Below are 21,644 nucleotides of genomic sequence, written 5' to 3'. Positions count from 1 at the left end.
CAACTATACATATCCGCGTATGCAAGAACACCGTGTCTGACACCCGGGTGTCAGACATACCAAGACCCGGATGTCAGACATGCCAAGACCCGGGTGTCGGACATACCAAGACCCGGGTGTCGGACATATCCCGTACGCCAATCCGGTAAACTCGCTTCGCAAAGGGAAAGCATTTCTGTTAAAAGAGGCGAAAACGTCCGGACAAATTCCCGCAAAAGACAAGCGGCAAAACAAAAAACAGACAAAATGATACAGCCATCCGTTTTCTTTTGCTATTTTTGCATTTTGTAATTTTCAGTACAGTAATGAAAACAGAACCTACAATATATAGCTTGCTGAATTCCATTTCCTATCCGGAGGATTTGCGCAAATTGAGCGTGGAACAACTTCCGGAGATATGTAAGGAATTAAGACAAGACATCATTCAGGAACTTTCTTGCAATCCGGGACACTTTGCCGCAAGCCTGGGCACTGTTGAACTGACCGTTGCGCTGCATTACGTCTACAACACTCCATACGACCGCATTGTATGGGATGTGGGGCATCAGGCTTACGGGCATAAGATGCTCACCGGACGTCGCGAGGCTTTCTGCACCAACCGCAAATTCAAAGGCATACGTCCTTTTCCCACTCCCGTAGAAAGCGATTATGACACCTTTGCCTGCGGACATGCCTCCAATTCCATTTCGGCGGCTTTGGGTATGGCTGTCGCAGCAGCCAAGAAAGGAGAAAAAGACCGCCACGTAGTAGCCGTCATTGGCGACGGCAGCATGAGCGGAGGACTGGCTTTCGAAGGCTTGAACAATGCTTCGTCCACCACCAACAACCTGTTGATTATCCTCAACGACAACGACATGGCGATAGACCGCAGTGTGGGTGGCATGAAGCAATATCTCTTTAACCTGACAACTTCCAACCGCTACAACCAGCTACGCTTCAAAGCATCCAAAATGCTGTTCAAAATGGGTGTACTGAACGAGGACCGGCGCAAAGCGCTCATCCGCTTCTCCAACAGTCTGAAATCAATGGCAGCCCAACAACAGAACATCTTCGAGGGGATGAACATCCGTTATTTCGGTCCCATAAACGGACACGATGTGAAGAATCTTGCCCGCATCCTACGGGACATCAAGGACTTGAAAGGCCCTAAAATACTTCATCTGCACACCGTAAAAGGCAAAGGCTTCGAACCTGCCGAAAAAGACCCAGGCATCTGGCATGCACCGGGCAGATTCGATCCCGAAACCGGAGAGCGCATCACCACCGACACCAGCAACCTGCCCCCTCTGTACCAGACCGTGTTCGGAGAGACGTTGGTAGAACTGGCAGAGAAAAATCCGAAGATAGTGGGAGTTACTCCTGCCATGCCCACAGGATGCTCCATGAACCTATTGATGAAGTCCATGCCCGACCGTGCATTCGATGTAGGCATTGCCGAAGGGCATGCAGCCACATTCTCCGGCGGCATGGCAAAGGAAGGCATGCAGCCCTTCTGCAACATCTACTCGTCTTTCATGCAGCGGGCATACGACAATGTGATACACGACATTGCCCTCCTGAGGCTGCCCGTTGTCCTTTGTCTGGACCGCGCCGGACTGGTAGGAGAGGATGGTCCGACGCATCATGGCGTATACGACCTTGCCTACTTCCGCCCTATCCCGAACCTGACCATATCCTCGCCCATGGACGAACATGAATTGCGCCGCCTCATGTACACGGCACAACTGCCGGACAAAGGTCCGTTCGTAATCCGTTATCCCCGCGGACGAGGCGTACTGGTGGACTGGAAGTGTCCGCTCGAAGAAGTCCCCGTGGGCAAAGGGCGCAAACTGAAGGACGGAAAGGATATTGCCGTCATCACCATCGGACCGATAGGAAACACTGCCGCACACGCCATCGAACGGGCAGAAGCGGAAAAAGGGCTCTCCATAGCCCATTACGACCTGCGTTTCCTCAAGCCGCTGGACGAGGCATTGCTGCATGAAGCAGGACGTAACTTCAAGCGCATCGTCACCATAGAGGACGGCACACGAAAAGGAGGCATGGGAAGCGCCGTGCTGGAATTCATGGCAGACAACGACTATACCCCGCACGTCGAGCGCATCGGTGTACCCGACGCATTCATAGAACATGGTACGGTACAGGAGCTGCACCGGCTGTGCGGAATGGACGAAGAAGGAATCTATAATATATTAATTAAGAATGAGGAATGATGAATGAAGAGCCGGGCTGCGTTATGCAAGCCGTCCGTAAGGCAGTTCTTCATTCCTGATTCTTTATTCTTCATTTCTTAAAGCATTGTGAAGATAATCATTGCAGGTGCCGGTGCAGTAGGCACACATTTGGCCAAACTATTGTCGCGCGAGAAGCAAGACATCATATTAATAGACGACAACGAGGAAAGGATGAGCACGCTCAGTTCCAACTTCGACCTGATGACCGTTAACGCCTCCCCCACTTCCATAAAAGGATTGAAAGAGGTGGGAGCGGGAGAGGCCGACCTGTTCATTGCCGTTACTCCCGACGAAAGCCGTAACATTACCGCCTGTATGCTTGCAACCAACCTGGGTGCGGTAAAAACCGTAGGTCGTATTGACAATTACGAATATCTGCTGCCCAAAAATAAGGAATTTTTCCAGAAGTTAGGAGTAGATTCGCTTATCTACCCGGAAATGCTTGCGGCAAAAGAGATTGTATCTTCCATCCGTATGAGCTGGGTACGCCAATGGTGGGAATTTTGCGGGGGCGCATTGATTCTGATAGGCGCCAAGATGCGCGAAAAAGCAGAAATCCTGAACATTCCCCTGCATCAGTTGGGCGGACCGGAATTGCCTTATCACGTGGTAGCCATCAAGCGCGGTAACGAAACACTGATTCCCCGCGGCGATGATGTTATAAAACTGCATGATATTGTTTATTTCACGACTACCCGCAAATTCGTACCGTATATCCGCAAGATAGCAGGCAAAGAAGATTATGCCGACGTACGCAATGTCATGATTATGGGTGGAAGCCGCATCGCCGTACGTACCGCACAATATGTTCCCGACTATATGCAGGTGAAAATCGTGGACAACGACCTGAACCGCTGTAACCGCCTGACCGAACTGCTGGATGACAAGACAATGATTATCAACGGCGACGGACGGGATATGGACCTGCTCATAGAAGAAGGATTGAAGAATACCGAAGCCTTTGTGGCACTGACCGGAAACTCGGAAACAAACATTCTTGCCTGCCTGGCGGCAAAACGCATGGGTGTAAGAAAAACCGTAGCCGAAGTAGAAAATATCGACTATATAGGCATGGCTGAAAGCCTCGACATCGGCACGGTCATCAACAAGAAGATGATTGCCGCCAGCCATATCTACCAGATGATGCTGGATGCCGATGTGAGCAACGTAAAATGCCTCACCTTTGCCAATGCCGATGTAGCGGAGTTTACCGTCAAGGCAGGCTCAAAGATAACCAAACATCCGGTAAAGGACCTCGGCCTGCCCAAAGGGACAACCATCGGCGGACTGATACGCAACGGCGAGGGTGTGGTAGTTATGGGTAACACGCAAATACAGCCCGGCGACCACGTGGTGGTATTCTGCCTGAACATGATGATTAAGAAAATCGAAAAATACTTTAATTAATCGGGAGTTCTAAATTCTGAATTATGAATTGGCTGCACCTGCGCCCCGTCCCATAATTCAAAATTAACGACTTAAAATCCAAACAAGCGTGATTAACTTTAAGACAATTATACGGATTATCGGTATTCTGCTACTGCTGGAGACAGTCATGTTGCTGGCATGTTCGGCAATATCGTACTACTATAATGACGAAGCCCTCCTCGATTTCTGGAAATCGGCAGGTATCACAGCAGGAGTGGGCCTGCTCATGGCTATCGCCGGAAAAGGCGGTGAGAAACAACTTACCCGCCGCGACGGTTACGTCCTGGTCAGCTTTGCCTGGGTGGCTTTTTCTCTTTTCGGTATGTTGCCTTTCTACATCAGCGGATATGTCCCTGACATCACGAATGCTTTCTTTGAAACCATGTCCGGTTTTACAAGTACGGGAGCCACCGTGCTGGATAATATAGAATCGCTTCCTCACGGATTGCTGTTCTGGCGCGGTATGACACAATGGATAGGCGGTTTGGGAATTATCATGTTTACGATTGCCGTATTACCCATCTTCGGGGTCAGCGGCCTGCAGGTGTTTGCCGCCGAAGCCAGCGGCCCCACGCACGACAAGGTGCATCCGCGCATCGGCATCACAGCCAAATGGATATGGAGCATCTATGCTGGACTCACTCTCATACTTGTAGTCTTGTTAATGCTGGGCGGCATGAACTGGTTCGACAGCGTATGCCATGCCTTTGCTACTACGGGCACGGGTGGTTTCTCCACCAAGCAGGCAAGTGTGGCCTATTACAATTCTCCTTATATAGAATATGTAATCTCCATTTTCATGTTTATTTCCGGCATCAACTTTACGCTATTGCTGTTCTTTGTCAATCGGAAATTCAAAAAGGTAATTGACAATGCCGAGCTGAAATGGTATTTCTGGTCGGTAGCAGGCTTTACCGGTGTGATAGCCGCAGTGCTCTATTACACAGGTTCAATGGATGCGGAAGAGGCTTTCCGCAAATCATTGTTCCAGGTCATATCGCTGCACACCTCCACCGGCTTTGCCACAGACGACTATATGTTATGGACACCTGTGCTTTGGGGGCTTCTTACCATTGTCATGGTGATGGGAGCTTGTGCCGGCAGCACTTCCGGCGGTCTGAAATGTATCCGTATGGTCATTCTGGCCAAAGTATCCCGCAATGAGTGCAAGCACCTCCTCCATCCCAACGCAGTGTTGCCGGTGCGTATAAACAAACAAGTAATCCCCCCTTCCATCGTATCCACCGTGTTGGCATTTTTCTTTCTATATTTTATCATTATCATCATCAGCATACTGATAATGATGGGGATGGGGATAGGTGCTGAAGAGTCCATCGGTTGTGTTGTATCCAGCATCGGCAATATGGGCCCCGGATTGGGTGACACCGGTCCGGCATATTCATGGAATGCCCTGCCCGATGCGGCCAAATGGTTACTGTCATTCCTCATGTTATTGGGGCGTCTGGAATTGTTCACCGTCTTACTTTTGTTCACCCCGGAATTCTGGAAACGGAATTGATTTAGGATAAAAAGTGTAAAAATAGCCTTATTTTGTTATGCGGAGATAGCAAAATGAGAGATACTTGTTATATCTTTGCGCCCTGAAAAGAGATAGGGAGGTATGAAACAGTGCATAAAATATTGTATGATAGCCATACTCGCGGTTTTATTACACAACGGTGCAATAGAGGCTGCGGATTTTTTGTGCGCTCCGGCCGGCTGCAAAGCAGAGAGTTGCATTTTGACGCAGGCGCCTACCCCCCAACAGATCATTCATAATTATTACAGACATACATCATCCGCCGCTTCTTGCCTGGAACATGTGGAAAGCCAGCAGGTTCCAAACAACAAAAGCTTCCTGTTGCGCACTGATATTATCCGTATGCAGCAACTGCTGCGTGCGCAAAGCTATGACTGTATGCCGAATGTACACTGTCTTACCGTGCCCGGTCCGCATTATTACATAATCGGGTTAAGGAAGATTATCATTTAAGGAAAGGGCAAAGCATTATCACCTTGTCACCTTATCGCTTTATCGCTGTTTTAGTGCTGTATATCTATATTTTATATATCTAAAATCTTATCGGATTTATGAACTTTACTTTGTTGGTAGCCGTCTTGCTGACGGCAATTGCTTTCGTGGGTATCGTCATCGCATTGTCCAATGCGATAGCCCCCCGTTCGTACAATGTGCAGAAAATGGAGCCGTACGAATGTGGTATTCCCACCCGCGGTAAATCATGGATGCAGTTTCGGGTAGGTTACTACTTGTTTGCCATCCTGTTTCTGATGTTTGAAGTGGAGACGGTGTTCCTGTTTCCGTGGGCAGTCATAGCACGCGAACTGGGAGCTGCCGGACTTTTCAGTATTTTATTTTTCCTTATTATATTGGTTCTGGGCCTTGCATATGCCTGGAGGAAAGGAGCGTTGGAATGGAAGTAACGAAGAAACCCAAAATAAAATCCATCCCTTATGAGGAGTTTACAGACAACGAAACGTTGGAGAAATTGGTTCGGGAACTTAATGCCGGCGGCGCTAATGTGGCTATCGGCGTTCTGGACGATTTCATCGATTGGGGACGCAGCAATTCGCTGTGGCCGCTTACGTTTGCAACCAGCTGTTGCGGTATCGAATTCATGGCCCTCGGTGCAGCCCGCTACGATATGGCGCGCTTCGGGTTTGAGGTAGCCCGTGCCAGTCCGCGCCAGGCAGATATGATTATGGTGTGCGGAACAATCACGAACAAGATGGCTCCGGTGCTGAAACGCTTGTACGACCAGATGGCAGACCCTAAATATGTGATAGCCGTAGGCGGTTGCGCTGTCAGCGGCGGCCCGTTCAAGAAGTCCTACCACGTTGTGAACGGAGTAGACAAGATTTTGCCGGTGGACGTATATATCCCCGGATGCCCTCCCCGCCCCGAAGCATTCTACTACGGAATGATGCAGTTGCAGCGTAAAGTAAAAATAGAGAAATACTTTGGCGGTGTAAACCAAAAAGAAGAAAGACCGGAAGAATGAATATGAATATGAGTATGGAAATAAGATATATAGAACCCGCAGCCTTGCATGACGAAATGCTGCGCCTGCGGCAGGAAGAACAAATGGACTTTCTGGAATGCCTCACCGGTATGGACTGGGGCCAACCGGATGCCGCCAAAGACACTCCCGACACTCCGCGCGGACTTGGCGTGGTGTATCAGTTGGAATCCACCGTTACCGGCAAGCGGACTGCCATTCGCACCGCCACTCCCGACCGCGAGCATCCCGAACTTCCCTCTGTATGCGACATCTGGAAAGCGGCAGACTTTCTGGAGCGTGAAGTGTTCGACTTCTACGGCGTGGTATTCGTAGGACACCCCGACATGCGCCGCCTCTACCTGCGCAACGACTGGGTAGGGTACCCGATGCGTAAAGACGATGACCCGGAAGCACAGAACCCGCTGCGCATGGACAATGAGGAAACGGTTGATACCACCACCGAACTGGAACTGAACCCGGACGGAACGGTAAAGAACAAGGAAACGCAACTCTTCGGCGACGACGAATATGTGGTGAACATCGGTCCCCAACACCCCGCAACCCACGGTGTAATGCGTTTCCGCGTATCGCTGGAAGGAGAAATCATCAAAAAAATCGATGCCAACTGCGGATATATCCACCGGGGTATCGAAAAGATGTGCGAAAGCCTTACATACCCGCAGACACTGGCGCTGACCGACCGTCTGGACTACCTGGGCGCTCACCAGAACCGCCATGCCTTGTGTATGTGTATCGAAAAAGCCATGGGCATAGAGGTAAGCGAACGTGTGCAGTACATCCGTACCATCATGGACGAGTTGCAGCGCATCGACTCGCACCTGCTTTTCTACTCCTGCCTGGCAATGGACCTCGGCGCGCTGACCGCCTTCTTCTACGGCTTCCGCGACCGTGAAAAGATTCTCGACATCTTCGAAGGAACCTGCGGCGGACGCCTCATCATGAACTACAATACGATTGGCGGCGTGCAAGCCGACATCGCCCCCGACTTCCAGAAGAAAGTCAAAGAGTTCATCCCATACCTGCGCGGCATCCTGCACGAATACCACGACGTGTTTACAGGAAACATCATTGCGCAGCAGCGTCTGAAAGGCGTAGGCGTACTCTCCCGTGAAGATGCCATAGCGTTCGGAGCCACCGGCGGTACGGGCCGTGCCAGCGGTTGGGCGTGCGACGTACGCAAGCGCATGCCTTACGGGGTGTATGGCAAGGTTGACTTCAAAGAGATTGTCCGCACCGAGGGCGACTCCTGGGCACGCTACCTCATCCGTATGGACGAAATCATGGAGAGCCTGAAAATCATCGAACAGCTGATAGACAATATCCCCGAAGGTGCATACCAGGAGAAGATGAAACCGATTATCCGCGTACCGGAAGGTACTTACTACGCTGCCGTAGAAGGCAGCCGCGGCGAGTTCGGCGTATTCCTTGAGAGCCACGGCGACAAGACACCCTACCGCCTGCACTTCCGCAGCACAGGGCTTCCGCTGGTATCTACCGTAGATACGATTTGCCGCGGTGCAAAGATTGCCGACCTTATCGCTATCGGCGGTACATTGGACTATGTAGTACCCGATATCGACCGATAACGGTAAAAAGCAAAAAGAACGTCAATAACAGACAGCAGACATACATCAAATCGTAAATCGTAAAACCGTAAATAAACAGATGTTTGACTTTAGTATAGTAACCAATTGGATTCACCAGATGCTGACCTCCCTCATGCCGGAAGGTCTGGCGGTGTTTCTTGAATGTGTAGTGATAGGCGTATGCATCATCCTGATGTATGCAGTGCTTGCCATTATCCTGATTTACATGGAGCGCAAGATATGCGCCTTTTTCCAATGCCGCCTCGGTCCGATGCGTGTAGGAAAATGGGGGTTGCTCCAAGTGCCGTGCGACGTTATCAAGATGTTGACCAAGGAAATCATCGACCTGAAGTTCTCCGACCGATTCCTCTACAACCTGGCGCCGTTCATGGTCATCATAGCCTCGTTCCTCACCTTCGCCTGCCTGCCTGTCAGCAAAGGCCTGGAAGTGCTGGACTTCAACGTGGGCGTGTTCTTCCTGCTTGCCGCTTCGAGCATCGGCGTGGTAGGTATCCTGCTTGCCGGCTGGAGTTCCAACAATAAGTTCTCGCTTATCGGAGCCATGCGAAGCGGTGCGCAAATCATCAGTTACGAACTCTCGTGCGGACTGAGCATCCTGACGATGGTAGTCCTGATGGGTACGATGCAGTTCTCCGAAATCGTAGCCGGACAAGCCGACGGCTGGTTCATCTTCAAAGGACACATCCCGGCTCTGATAGCTTTCATCATCTATCTGATTGCCGGCAATGCGGAAACCAACCGCGGTCCGTTCGACTTGCCCGAGGCCGAAAGCGAGCTGACGGCAGGCTATCATACGGAATACTCCGGTATGGGCTTCGGCTTTTTCTACCTGGCAGAGTACCTGAACCTGTTCATCGTAGCGAGTGTGGCGGCCACGATATTCTTAGGCGGCTGGATGCCGTTGCACATCGTGGGCCTGGACGGCTTCAACGCTGTAATGGACTACATTCCGGGCTTTGTATGGTTCTTCGGCAAGGCATTCTTCGTGGTGTTCCTGCTGATGTGGATTAAATGGACATTCCCGCGTCTGCGTATCGACCAGATTCTGAACCTCGAATGGAAATATCTGGTTCCCATCAGCATGGTGAACCTGATTCTAATGGTATTAATCGTAGTATTTGAATTGCATTTCTAAGCCGGCACAGCACCGGAGCAATATTTCCTTTCGGGCAACACTAAATAATAATTACAACAATGAAAGAAAAAGAACATAATTCTTACATAGGCAGCCTCATACACGGTATCACTTCCCTGCTGACGGGCATGAAAACCACCATGACCGTTTTCTGGCGGAAGAAGACCACCGAACAGTATCCGGAAAACCGGAAGACGCTGAAACTCTCCGAACGTTTCCGCGGCACGCTGACAATGCCCCACAACGAGAAGAACGAACACCATTGCGTGGCCTGCGGCTTGTGCCAGACGGCTTGCCCCAACGACACCATCAAGGTGACGAGCCAGACGATAGAAACGGAAGACGGCAAGAAAAAGAAGATATTGGCGAAGTACGAATACGACCTCGGTTCGTGCATATTCTGCCAGCTTTGCGTCAATGCCTGCCCGCACAACGCCATTACGTTCGACCAGAACTTCGAGCATGCCGTATTCGACCGCAGCAAACTGGTACTGACGCTGAACCATCCGGGCAGTCACGTAGAAGAGAAGAAGAAACCCGCCGCTCCCCAGCCTGAAGCAGCGAAGTAATCAGTCATTCATAATTAGTAATCAATAACATGGAATTTAATCTTGAAACAATAGTATTTTACTTCCTTGCGGCCTTCATCAGCGTATTCTCCATACTGACGGTAACCACCAGACGCATGGTACGTTCGGCCACATACCTGCTGTTCGTGCTTTTCGGCACGGCAGGCATCTACTTCCTGCTGGGATATACGTTCCTCGGTTCGGTACAGATTATGGTCTATGCGGGCGGTATCGTCGTGCTCTATGTCTTCTCCATTCTGCTCACCAGCGGCGAAGGCGACATGGCGGCCAAGCTGAAACGCAGCAAGTTCCTTGCCGGACTGGGCGCTACCGTGGCAGGAGCCGTCATCGTACTGTTCATAACCCTGAAACATAAGTTCATCGCCACCACAGACATCGAACCGCTCGAAGTCAATATCAAGACCATCGGCCACCACATGCTGAGCGGCGACAAATACGGTTACCTATTGCCCTTCGAGGCCGTCAGCATCCTGCTGCTGGCATGTATCGTAGGCGGATTGTTAATAGCACGTAAAAGATAAGATTTATGATACACATGGAATATTACCTGATAGTCTCGGCTATCATGTTCTTCGCCGGCATCTACGGGTTCTTTACCCGCCGCAATACGTTGGCGATACTGATTTCAATTGAGTTGATACTGAATGCTACGGACATCAACTTCGCGGTATTCAACCGTTTCCTGTTTCCCGGCGGACTGGAAGGTTACTTCTTCTCCCTGTTCTCCATTGCCATCTCGGCAGCCGAAACGGCCGTGGCCATTGCCATCATGATTAACATCTATCGCAATATCCGCAGCATACAGGTGAACAAGCTGGACGAACTCAAATGGTAGATGCCTGTGCAGGCATCCTGCATAAGCCTGTGCAGATGTCCTGCATAGCACTGTGCAGACACCCTGCATAGAGTTGTGCAGACCGCCTGCATAATGAGCCATTCAACAAAGACAAAAAGAGAGACTGAGCAGCATTTCTCAATTCTCCATTTTCAATTTTCAATTCAACAATTATGGAATATACGATTCTAATCCTTCTCCTTCCTTTGCTCTCGTTCCTTGTGTTGGGACTGGGCGGCAAATGGATGTCGCACCGCACTGCCGGACTCATCGGCACGGCTGTGCTGGGTGCAGTGGCGGTACTCTCCTACCTCACCGCAATACACTATTTCACCGCCCCGCGGCTGGCAGACGGCACATTTGCCACACTGATGCCTTACAACTGCACATGGCTGCCGTTTACGCCGACACTCAGCATTGACCTGGGCATCCTGCTCGACCCCATATCGGTAATGATGCTGATTGTCATAAGTACCGTATCGTTCATGGTACACCTCTACTCTTTCGGCTATATGAAAGGCGAACGCGGCTTCCAACGCTACTACGCTTTCCTCTCGCTGTTTACGATGTCCATGCTCGGACTGGTGGTGGCAACCAATATCTTCCAGATGTATCTGTTCTGGGAGCTGGTGGGTGTGTCTTCCTACCTGCTGATAGGCTTCTACTACACGAAACCCGCAGCAATCGCCGCCAGCAAGAAAGCGTTTATCGTGACCCGCTTTGCCGACCTGGGCTTCCTTATCGGTATCCTGGTTTACGGTTACTATGCCGGAACCTACACTTTCCAACCCAATGAAATGGCCTTGCTGAAAGGCGGCGCTGCCATGATTCCGCTGGCGCTGGGACTGATGTTCATCGGCGGAGCCGGCAAGAGCGCCATGTTCCCGCTGCACATCTGGCTGCCCGATGCCATGGAAGGTCCTACTCCGGTGAGCGCACTGATTCATGCCGCTACGATGGTGGTGGCAGGCGTATACCTGGTGGCACGCATGTTCCCGCTGTTCATCGACTATGCGCCCCACGTGCTGCACCTCGTGGCCTATGTAGGCGCATTCACCGCATTCTATGCCGCCAGCGTGGCTTGTGTGCAGAGTGACATCAAGCGTGTACTCGCCTTCTCCACCATCTCGCAGATAGGCTTTATGATGGTAGCGCTCGGCGTATGTACATCCACAGACCCGCACGAAGGCGGACTGGGTTATATGGCAGGCATGTTCCACTTGTTTACGCACGCCATGTTCAAGGCGTTGCTGTTCCTCGGTGCAGGAAGCATCATCCATGCGGTGCACAGCAACGAGATGTCCGCCATGGGCGGCCTGCGCAAATACATGCCGGTTACGCACATCACCTTCCTGATAGCCTGCCTTGCCATTGCCGGCATTCCCCCGTTCTCCGGATTCTTCTCCAAGGACGAGATACTGACGGCCTGCTTCCGGTTCAGCCCCGTCATGGGTTGGATTATGACGGTGATTGCCGCCATGACCGCATTCTATATGTTCAGACTGTATTACGGCATTTTCTGGGGCAGTTCGGAGCCGGGGCAGAAATCGGCAAGCGATGAAAGCCACAGCCATCAGCACACGCCTCACGAGTCGCCCCTTGCCATGACCGTTCCCCTGATGTTCCTTGCCGCAGTTACGATAGTTGCCGGATTTATTCCTTTCGGCCACTTCGTCAGCTCCAACGGCGAAGCCTATACCATCCACCTCGACTGGGGCGTGGCAGGAACAAGCATTGCCATTGCGGTTATCTCCATAGCCGTGGCCACTTTTATGTATAAAGGCGAAAAGCAGCCGGTTGCCGATGCGCTTGCCCGCCGCTTCAACGGCTTGTGGACGGCAGCCTATCACCGCTTCTACATCGATGAGGTCTACCAGTTCATCACCCACCGCATCATCTTCGGCTGCATCAGCCGCCCCATTGCCTGGTGGGACCGTCATGTGGTGGACGGCTTCTTCGATTTCCTTGCCTGGGGCGCCAATGCCACCAGCGACGAGATACGCGGCCTGCAAAGCGGACGCATCCAGCAATACACTTTCGTATTCCTGCTGGGTACGCTTGCACTGATACTGTTGCTGTTGCTGTAAACGAGAAACGGAAATTGATAGTGATGTATCAACCATATAGAACAATAACAATTAATACCATATTATAAAGATGAATTTCTTATCCATATTCGTACTCATCCCCTTGCTGATGCTGTTGGGCCTCTGGCTCAGCCGTAATATCGCACAGATACGTGCGGTGATGGTAGCCGGCGCTTCGGCATTGCTCGTTGCAGCCGTCGGACTGACCGTCGTCTACCTGCAAGCCCGTCACGGCGGCGCTACGGATGAAATGTTGTTCCGTGCCGATGTAGCCTGGTATCCCGCCCTCAACATCCACTATTCCGTAGGGGTGGACGGCATCTCGGTAGCCATGCTGCTGCTCTCGGCCATTATCGTGTTTACGGGTACATTCGCTTCCTGGCGTCTGCAACCACTGACCAAAGAATATTTCCTGTGGTTCACCCTGCTGTCGATGGGTGTGTTCGGTTTCTTTATCTCGACCGACCTGTTCACCATGTTCATGTTCTACGAGGTAGCGCTCATCCCGATGTACCTGCTGATTGGCGTATGGGGCTCGGGACGCAAGGAATACGCTGCCATGAAACTGACGCTGATGCTGATGGGCGGTTCCGCTTTCCTGCTTATCGGTATCCTCGGTATCTACTTCGGTAGCGGCGCCACCACCATGAACCTGCTGGAGATAGCCCAACTGCACAATATCCCCGTGGAGCAACAACGCATCTGGTTCCCGCTTACCTTCCTCGGTTTCGGCGTGCTGGGCGCTCTGTTCCCGTTCCATACCTGGAGCCCCGACGGTCATGCATCCGCACCTACCGCCGTCAGCATGCTGCATGCAGGCGTACTGATGAAGCTGGGCGGCTACGGCTGTTTCCGCATCGCCATGTACCTGATGCCCGAAGCCGCACAGGAGCTGGGCTGGATATTCCTCGTACTGACGGGTATCTCCGTAGTGTACGGCGCATTCTCCGCTTGCGTGCAGACCGACCTGAAGTACATCAACGCCTACTCTTCCGTATCGCACTGCGGACTGGTGCTTTTCGCCATCCTGATGATGAACCGGACGGCCTGTACGGGTGCCGTGCTGCAAATGCTTTCCCACGGATTGATGACCGCCCTGTTCTTCGCCCTTATCGGTATGATATACGGACGGACGCACACACGCGACGTACGCGAGCTTAGCGGACTGATGAAGATTATGCCTTTCCTGGCCGTATCCTACGTCATCGCCGGTCTGGCCAACCTCGGTCTGCCGGGACTCAGCGGTTTCATTGCCGAAATGACAATCTTCAACGGCGCTTTCCAGCACCCCGATACCTTCCACCGCGCATGGACCGTCATCGCTTGTACGAGTATCGTGATTACCGCAGTCTACATCCTGCGCCTTGTCGGTAAAATCCTCTACGGAACCTGTACCAACAAGCACCACCTGACATTGACCGATGCCACCTGGGACGAACGTACCGCCGTAATCATCCTCATTGCCTGCGTAGCCGGACTGGGTCTTGCTCCGCTGTGGATAAGCAACATGATTGGAGACAGCGTGCTGCCGGTAGTCAACCTATTAGCCACTCACTAAACACTAATCACTAATCACCAAATAACATGGATTACTCCCAATTTCTATTAATGAAAGAAGAGCTGTCGCTGATAGCGGTTATCGTTATCCTCTTCATAGCCGACCTCTTCATGAGTCCGGATGCGCACAAGCATGACGGCAAGCCGATGTTGAACACCATGCTGCCCGTTGCCCTGCTCATCGTCCATACGCTTATAACCATCGTTCCCGGTCCGGCAGCCGACGCTTTCGGCGGGATGTACCATAACCAGCCGATACAGAGTATCGTCAAATCCATTCTCAGCGTAGGTACGCTCATCGTGTTCCTTATGGCGCACGAGTGGATGCGCCGCCCCGATGCGGCAATCAAGCAGGGCGAGTTCTATGTACTGACACTCTCCACGCTGCTGGGTATGTACTTCATGATTTCCGCCGGGCACTTCCTGATGTTCTTCATCGGATTGGAAACGGCCAGCATCCCTATGGCTGCGCTGGTGGCTTTCGACAAGTACCGCCACCACTCTGCCGAAGCAGGCGCCAAGTACATCCTTACCGCACTCTTCTCCAGCGGACTGCTGCTTTACGGCATTTCGCTGATATACGGTACGGTAGGCACACTCTACTTTGCCGATATTCCGGCACATCTGGACGGAAGCCCGTTGCAGATTATGGCATTCGTATTCTTCTTCTCCGGCATGGGATTCAAGATTTCGCTAGTGCCTTTCCATCTGTGGACGGCCGACGTATACGAAGGTGCTCCGAGTACGGTAACCGCTTACCTGAGCGTTATCTCCAAAGGTGCGGCGGCATTCGTGCTGATGACCATCCTCTATAAGGTATTCGCACCGATGGCGGCGCAATGGCAGGAAGTGCTCTACTGGGTTATCATCGCCTCTATCACGCTCGCCAACCTCTTTGCACTGCGTCAGGAGAACCTGAAACGGTTGATGGCGTTCTCCAGTATCTCGCAAGCCGGTTACATCATGCTGGGTGTTATCAGCGGAACGTCGCTGGGTATGACGTCGCTGGTGTACTACGTACTGATTTACCTGTTTGCCAACCTCGCCGTCTTTACCGTTATCACGATTGTAGCATTGCGCGCCGATAAGTTTACACTGGAAGATTACAACGGATTGTACACCACCAACCCCAAGCTGGCTTTCCTTATGACGCTGGCACTGTTCTCGCTGGCAGGTATTCCGCCGTTCGCAGGCTTCTTCTCGAAGTTCTTCATCTTTGCGGCGGCATTCGAAAGCGGTTTTCATCTGCTGGTGTTCATTGCGTTAATCAATACGATTCTGTCGCTTTACTACTATCTGAAGATTGTAAAGGCAATGTACATCAACAAGAGCGATGAGCCTATCGCCGCTTTCCGTAGCGATAACTACACGCGTGCCGGCCTTGCCATCTGTACGCTGGGCATCGTGGCGCTGAGTATTGCCAGCGTGGTATACCAGTCCATCGACAAGTTCTCGTTCGGTATGTAACGGTCGAAATTCCGTAAAATAACTTTTACCACATCCCCCCTTCACCCTTTCGCACACTCCTGTTTATGGGAGACGGAGGGTGAAGGGGGGGAAATCATTTCATTATCTGGTTCCGGTACTGCGTCGGTGTCAGTCCCGTCAGTTGCTTGAAGGTGCGGTTGAAATGCGGAATAGAGTCGAACCCGCACTCCACAGCTATCTGTGAAACCTCCATATCGCCGATGGTCAGCAGTTTGCAGGCATAACCTATGCGCATGTCCGCCACATATTGCAGGAAAGTCTTTTCCGTGGCGTCCTTGAAGAAACGGCAAAAGGCGCTGCTGTTCATATTCGCCATTTCGGCTATCTCGTCGAGCTTGAGGGAACGGGTGTAGTTGCTGTTGATAAAGGAGATGATTTTATCGATACGCTTGTTTCCCGCTGTGGGGAACTTCTCATAGTAGCAAGGGCTTGCCAGCATCCTTCTTGGGACGGATACCGCCAATGCCTGCAATAAATCCAGCAAACCGATTATCTGTCCGAATCCTTTCAGTTCGGGAAAAGCGGATACCATGTCGCGTACCGGACCGGCATCGGCCGTGTGAAAGACAACACCCCGTCTGGCCTCTTTCAGCAACACCCGTATCTGGTGAAACTGCGGATAATGGTCGAACGAGTATTGCATGAAGTTCTCCTCAAACTGAATGATAGTTCCTTGCACCCGCAACCGGGGATTATCGCCGTGATAAGCATCGTCACTCCGCATATAATGAGGCAGGCTGGGACCGAACAATACCACATCGCCTTCCGAAAAACGCTCTATGCAATCGCCCACAAAGCAACGGCCGCAGCTTTTCTTCACATAGATTATTTCGTACTGGCTGTGGAAATGCCAGGGGTAAGTGAAGCGGTCGTAGTCGTAATAGCGCGCCTTTATCGGGTTGGACTCTGATATCTGGAGCTGTTCGTTTATTATCTGTCTCATAACACTGCCTGATGTTGATACGGCATCTCCCGGTTTGCCGAGCCGCATCCTATCCTTACACAAAGATAGCGAATAATAACAATAAGTCTGCGGGAAAAAAAGAAAATACAAAGGGAAACGGAAAGAATACCCCGGTTGGTACGGAGCATACCAACCGGTGGCAGGAGACGTACCGAAGCGTGGTATGAACTGTACCAAAGCGTGGTACGAGCTGTACCAAACTGTGGTAGGAACCGTACCAAAGTGCGGTACAAGGCGTACCAACCGTTGGTATTTCCCGTACCAAACGCAGGTATTATATTGGTAGTTATATACTATTGATTTAAAGCCGTTTACTTCGCTGCAAAGGTTGCTATCCCATTATTCTTTCAATACACGCAAATATCTGCAAACATCCTGCAAATATCCGTTTATATACAAACTGTTTTAGTGCCTACATTTGCAGTAAATAATCATTTTAAATCATTAATACAAAAAGAAGTATGGAAAAGACTTGGAGATGGTTCGGTAAGAAAGACAAAATAACGCTCGGTATGCTTCGGCAAATCGGTGTGGAAGGGATAGTTACCGCCTTGCACGATGTGCCCAACGGCGAAATCTGGACAGAAGAGGCCATCAACGATTTGAAGACATATATCGAGTCCTATGGCTTGCGCTGGTCGGTTGTGGAGAGCCTGCCCGTATGCGAGGCCATTAAATATGCCGGACCGGAACGCGAACAACTGATAGAGAACTACAAAATCAGTCTTGCCAATCTGGGCAAATGCGGCGTAAAGACCGTATGCTATAACTTCATGCCCGTTATCGACTGGATACGCACGGATTTGCAACACCCCTGGGCAGACGGAACCTCATCGCTCTACTTCGACCGGGTGCGCTTTGCCTATTTCGATCTGCGCATTCTGCAACGTGAGGAAGCCGAAAAGGATTACTCCGCCGAAGAGCTGGCTAAAGTGGCCGAACTGGACAAGACCATCACCGAAGCCGAAAAAGACAGCCTTGTCGATGCGATTATCGTAAAGACGCAGGGATTCGTAAACGGCAACATCAAGGAAGGCGACAAGAATCCGGTGAATATATTCAGAAATCTGCTTGCCTTGTACAAAGGTATCGACCGCGATGCGCTCCGCGAGAACATGCGGTATTTCCTTGCCGCCATTATGCCGGTGTGCGAGGAGTACGGCGTAAATATGTGCGTACACCCCGACGACCCGCCTTTCCAGGTACTGGGCTTGCCGCGTATCGTAACCAACGAAGAGGACATCGCCTGGTTCCTGAATGCAGTGGATAATCCACACAACGGACTGACGTTCTGTGCCGGCTCGCTCAGTGCGGGAGAGCATAACGACACCCGCGAACTCGCCAGGAAGTTTGCATCACGCACCCACTTTGTGCATCTGCGCAGCACCGCAGCCATGCCGGGCGGCAACTTCATAGAAAGCTCCCACCTGACGGGACGCGGTCACCTCATCGACCTTATCCGCATCTTCGAGAAAGAGAACCCGAACCTGCCCATGCGTGTAGACCACGGACGGATGATGCTGGGCGATGAGGACAAGGGATATAATCCCGGCTATTCATTCCACGGCCGTATGCTGGCGCTGGCACAGGTGGAAGGTATGATGGCAGTGGTACAAGACGAAATGAAACAGAAGGAAACACAAGCATAAAATATACAATATAGATACGTGAAGCAGAAGACAATAAAGCATGAGGGGGTATACGCTTCATGCTTTATGCACGTGCTTCCCCATATAAAAAAAGAAAAAAAAGAAAAAAGGAGACAAAGATTATGAACGAACAATTCAGTATTGCAGGTAAAGTAGCAGTTATCACCGGTGCAGGTGGTGTATTGGGTGGCAGCATTGCCAAGTGTTTTATGCAACAAGGCGCTAAAGTCGTTGCGGTAGACATCCGTCAGGAACAACTGGACAAGCGTGTAGAGGAACTGAAAACCTATGGTGAAGATGTAATCGGTATCGTCGGTAACGTACTGGACATCGCCAGCCTTGAGAAACTTGCCGATGACATCGTTGCCAAGTGGGGACGTATTGACATTCTGCTCAACATTGCCGGCGGAAATATGCCGGGCGCAACTCTGGCTCCCGACCAGCACTTCTACGACATGGACATCTCCTGCTGGGAGAAAGTGACCAATCTGAACATGAACGGAACCGTTTATCCGTCTTTAGTGTTCAGCAAAGTGATGGCTAAGCAAGGTAAGGGCTGCATCGTCAACGTATCTTCCATGGCAGCTTACAGCGCCATCACCCGCGTTCCGGGCTATTCGGCAGCCAAGACAGCCGTTGCCAACTTCACCCAATGGCTGGCAAGCGAACTGGCACTGAAATACGGAGACGGTATTCGCGTCAATGCCATCGCCCCGGGCTTCTTCATCGGCGACCAGAACCGCGCCGTACTCATCAACCCCGACGGCTCACTGACCGACCGCAGCAAGAAAGTATTGGCCAAAACCCCGATGAAACGCTTCGGCGACATCAACGAATTGAACGGCGCCGTACAGTTCCTGTGCAGCGATGCCGCCAGCTTCGTTACGGGTGCATTGCTTCCTATTGACGGCGGTTTCAGCGCATTCAGCGGAGTATAACCCCGTCAATCTTCGATTGTTTATTTTACCGGAAAGAAACACAAAGAGAAGGCTCTCTACCCCAATTGGCAGAGAGCCTTCTTCTCTTCACTGTATTATAAACTTATAATGGATGCCGATTAATATCCGGGATTCTGTTCCGCTTTCTTTTCTTCAGGAGTCAACGCATGACCGTCCTTTTGGATAGCATCCAGGTAGGTTTGCGGAATAGGACGCAAATTATGACGTTCCTGAATATTGGGTGCAGCATCCGGATTAAATGCTTTGGCGCGTTCGACCAAAGTCAACGTTCTTGATAAATCCTGCCAACGATGAAATTCACCGCAAAGTTCACGAGAACGTTCGTTCAGTAACAGACACAGCATACGGTCATAATCCGTACTATACCCCAATTTACTGATAATAGCCTCATCTTCGGTCGGCAAGTTGTGAATATCCGTAATCTTTAAGTCTGTAGCAGACTTAATGTTTCTGTCGATATTGTTGGACTCATAATAAGAATTCTCTGCAAAATAAGAATTCACACCGTCATCCTTATATCCCAACGCTTTATCATTATAGGCAGCACCACCATCGCAATATGCAGAACGGTCTTCTCCTGCTTGATAAGCGGCACGTGCGCGAAGATCATTAATATAGCCTAAAGCATCAGGATACTTGCCTTGACGAATCAACACTTCGGCTGCAATCAAATAGGTTTCACCCAAACGAGCAAGAATACCGTCGCGGAAACCGACACGACTATCTCTCGATTCACGGGAACCGTCAATATACTTATTCAACGTACAATAACGATTAGTATAATCATATAAAGCCTCATCATCTTCTCCGTTGCGATCTTTCGGATAAGCTACAAACACTGTCGGAATTGTTTTCCCCGTCTTGTCATAAGTCACCTGATTGTTAAGCTGTACAGCATCAAAACGAGTGTCACCGGGACGGTTAATTACATACATGATACCCAAATCACCGTGTGCGTATCCGGAACCTTTTTGCGGGTTGTTCACCGCATATTTCGTTTTAAAACTTTTCCAGAAACGAGAGTCATCGACCATATCATACACATTGTACATATAATAAGTAGTTCTGAGACGTTGATACTCGCGTTCACCGGCAATATCACGTTGCATTTGCGGCAAATCTTTGTATACGGAAACATAATAGAGATGACACTGATTACCATTAGCTCCTTCCGTTGCTTTGTCAGAAGAGAACTGAGCTGCCAAAATTATTTCATCCAATTGCTCGTTTGCACCGTTCGGCTCAGTATAATTCCACAAATCTGCATAATTCGGAGCTAAACTACGATGAGATATAACCTCTTGCGCCAAACGTAATGCTTCTTTCAAATCATCCTCTTTCGTTGCGCTGTTCCAATCATCATTTATCTCACTGGCACGCAACAAATATGCTTTGGCAAGAAAATGCGCTGCTGCATCTTTCGTCATCTTTCCTGTCATGGGAGCTGTTTCGGGCAGATACTTATAAGCGTCTTTTAAGTCACTGATTACCTGTTGCAATGTTTCTTCGGCAGTAGCGCGAGAAAATTCACGTTCCGGAGTTTCGCTCGGAGTAAGTTTCAAAGGAACTCCCCCATACTGAGATACCAGTTTCAGATAATTGAACCCGCGCAGGAAATAAGCTTCTCCCATATAAGTATTCTTATTGTCTGCTTTGTAACTATCCGGAGTAACCTTACTCAATAGCAGATTGGCATTGTTGATACCGATATACATGCCATCCCAAACTTCATACATATTGGTAGAGTTGCTGACAATCGATGACTGGAAGTTTCCATCATAATTATTCCAGGAAGCATTAGAACCGTCGCCACCTACACGAAACTCATCCGTACCATAGTTAGTAGTGGCACATGCCCACTCTTTTGCAAAATGGAAACGTAAATTGTAGTAAAGACTGACTTCCAAACGGTCGATACCTTCTTGAGTATCGAAGAAGTCTGTATTCTGCTGAGTAGTCAACTCCTCATCCAAAAAATCACTGCAAGAAGTCATCGGACCTACCAAAGTCAAGGCTAACAAGCCAAATGTTATTTTTTTATGTAGTTTCATAATCGTAATACTTTTAATG

The 21,644-nt window shown here is 50.5% G+C and carries 19 protein-coding genes; 17 read left to right on the top strand and 2 right to left on the bottom strand.

The features are described 5' to 3' along the window. Positions 1-305 precede the first annotated feature (305 nt). The 14 genes from dxs to H8S52_RS08565 all read left to right on the top strand — a co-directional run bounded on the left by dxs (position 306) and on the right by H8S52_RS08565 (position 15,981). Entirely contained in the window at positions 306-2,213 is a 1,908-nt protein-coding gene (gene dxs, locus H8S52_RS08630; RefSeq protein WP_186909644.1) for a 1-deoxy-D-xylulose-5-phosphate synthase, read from the top strand. Between the two features lie 87 nt (positions 2,214-2,300). Next, positions 2,301-3,641, top strand: coding sequence for a Trk system potassium transporter TrkA (trkA, locus tag H8S52_RS08625; RefSeq protein WP_117906566.1), 1,341 nt, complete (start codon positions 2,301-2,303; stop codon positions 3,639-3,641). Positions 3,642-3,729: 88 nt separating this feature from the next. Further along, complete coding sequence (locus H8S52_RS08620) at positions 3,730-5,181, top strand: TrkH family potassium uptake protein (protein ID WP_022103917.1); 1,452 nt, start codon at positions 3,730-3,732, stop codon at positions 5,179-5,181. A 126-nt stretch (positions 5,182-5,307) separates the two neighbouring features. Beyond that, positions 5,308-5,655, top strand: coding sequence for a hypothetical protein (locus H8S52_RS08615; RefSeq protein WP_186909658.1), 348 nt, complete (start codon positions 5,308-5,310; stop codon positions 5,653-5,655). Between the two features lie 98 nt (positions 5,656-5,753). Next, entirely contained in the window at positions 5,754-6,104 is a 351-nt protein-coding gene (locus H8S52_RS08610) for an NADH-quinone oxidoreductase subunit A (RefSeq protein WP_005657477.1), read from the top strand. Next, entirely contained in the window at positions 6,095-6,682 is a 588-nt protein-coding gene (locus tag H8S52_RS08605; protein ID WP_005657479.1) for an NADH-quinone oxidoreductase subunit B, read from the top strand. Before H8S52_RS08610 ends, H8S52_RS08605 begins: the two co-directional genes overlap by 10 nt. A 14-nt stretch (positions 6,683-6,696) precedes the next feature. Continuing rightward, the gene (locus H8S52_RS08600) at positions 6,697-8,289 is read left to right on the top strand and encodes an NADH-quinone oxidoreductase subunit D (RefSeq protein WP_186909643.1); all 1,593 of its coding nucleotides are present in this window, start codon (positions 6,697-6,699) and stop codon (positions 8,287-8,289) included. Positions 8,290-8,368: 79 nt separating this feature from the next. After that, positions 8,369-9,445, top strand: a complete 1,077-nt coding sequence (gene nuoH / locus H8S52_RS08595) for an NADH-quinone oxidoreductase subunit NuoH (protein ID WP_005657484.1) — start codon at positions 8,369-8,371, stop codon at positions 9,443-9,445. A gap of 59 nt (positions 9,446-9,504) precedes the next feature. Next, on the top strand, positions 9,505-10,014 hold the full coding sequence (locus tag H8S52_RS08590; protein WP_117906568.1) for a 4Fe-4S dicluster domain-containing protein: 510 nt from the start codon (positions 9,505-9,507) through the stop codon (positions 10,012-10,014). Positions 10,015-10,043: 29 nt separating this feature from the next. After that, complete coding sequence (locus tag H8S52_RS08585; RefSeq protein WP_005657487.1) at positions 10,044-10,556, top strand: NADH-quinone oxidoreductase subunit J; 513 nt, start codon at positions 10,044-10,046, stop codon at positions 10,554-10,556. A 5-nt stretch (positions 10,557-10,561) separates the two neighbouring features. Further along, entirely contained in the window at positions 10,562-10,870 is a 309-nt protein-coding gene (nuoK, locus tag H8S52_RS08580) for an NADH-quinone oxidoreductase subunit NuoK (RefSeq protein ID WP_004289123.1), read from the top strand. Between the two features lie 173 nt (positions 10,871-11,043). Further along, positions 11,044-12,957 (top strand): NADH-quinone oxidoreductase subunit L, encoded by a 1,914-nt coding sequence (gene nuoL, locus H8S52_RS08575; RefSeq protein ID WP_016661905.1) that lies wholly within the window; start codon positions 11,044-11,046, stop codon positions 12,955-12,957. Positions 12,958-13,027: 70 nt separating this feature from the next. After that, entirely contained in the window at positions 13,028-14,515 is a 1,488-nt protein-coding gene (locus tag H8S52_RS08570) for a NuoM family protein (RefSeq protein ID WP_005657494.1), read from the top strand. 26 nt (positions 14,516-14,541) lie between these two features. Then, positions 14,542-15,981, top strand: coding sequence for an NADH-quinone oxidoreductase subunit N (locus H8S52_RS08565; protein ID WP_117902826.1), 1,440 nt, complete (start codon positions 14,542-14,544; stop codon positions 15,979-15,981). A 94-nt stretch (positions 15,982-16,075) separates the two neighbouring features. Here the strand turns inward: H8S52_RS08565 and H8S52_RS08560 are convergent, their stop codons facing one another. After that, on the bottom strand, positions 16,076-16,945 hold the full coding sequence (locus tag H8S52_RS08560) for an AraC family transcriptional regulator (RefSeq protein WP_186909642.1): 870 nt from the start codon (positions 16,943-16,945) through the stop codon (positions 16,076-16,078). A 157-nt stretch (positions 16,946-17,102) separates the two neighbouring features. On the opposite strand from H8S52_RS08560, the gene H8S52_RS19815 reads away from it, so the two are divergent. The 3 genes from H8S52_RS19815 (at position 17,103) to H8S52_RS08550 (ending at position 19,553) form a co-directional block, all read left to right on the top strand. Continuing rightward, the gene (locus H8S52_RS19815) at positions 17,103-17,252 is read left to right on the top strand and encodes a hypothetical protein (protein ID WP_222620304.1); all 150 of its coding nucleotides are present in this window, start codon (positions 17,103-17,105) and stop codon (positions 17,250-17,252) included. 175 nt (positions 17,253-17,427) lie between these two features. Further along, the gene (gene uxuA, locus H8S52_RS08555; protein WP_186909641.1) at positions 17,428-18,615 is read left to right on the top strand and encodes a mannonate dehydratase; all 1,188 of its coding nucleotides are present in this window, start codon (positions 17,428-17,430) and stop codon (positions 18,613-18,615) included. A 122-nt stretch (positions 18,616-18,737) separates the two neighbouring features. Next, positions 18,738-19,553: an SDR family oxidoreductase gene (locus H8S52_RS08550; RefSeq protein WP_004289114.1), complete on the top strand. Its 816-nt coding sequence runs from the start codon at positions 18,738-18,740 to the stop codon at positions 19,551-19,553. Positions 19,554-19,672: 119 nt separating this feature from the next. On the opposite strand, the gene H8S52_RS08545 is transcribed toward H8S52_RS08550, so the two are convergent. Beyond that, the gene (locus H8S52_RS08545; RefSeq protein WP_186909640.1) at positions 19,673-21,625 is read right to left on the bottom strand and encodes a RagB/SusD family nutrient uptake outer membrane protein; all 1,953 of its coding nucleotides are present in this window, start codon (positions 21,623-21,625) and stop codon (positions 19,673-19,675) included. Positions 21,626-21,644 lie beyond the last annotated feature (19 nt).

Origin of the sequence: Bacteroides sp. NSJ-48 (assembly GCF_014287405.1) — a bacterium.
Classification (GTDB): domain Bacteria; phylum Bacteroidota; class Bacteroidia; order Bacteroidales; family Bacteroidaceae; genus Bacteroides; species Bacteroides stercoris.
Note: the sequence above shows the minus strand (reverse complement) of the source record. Positions and strands in the feature narration are given on the sequence as shown.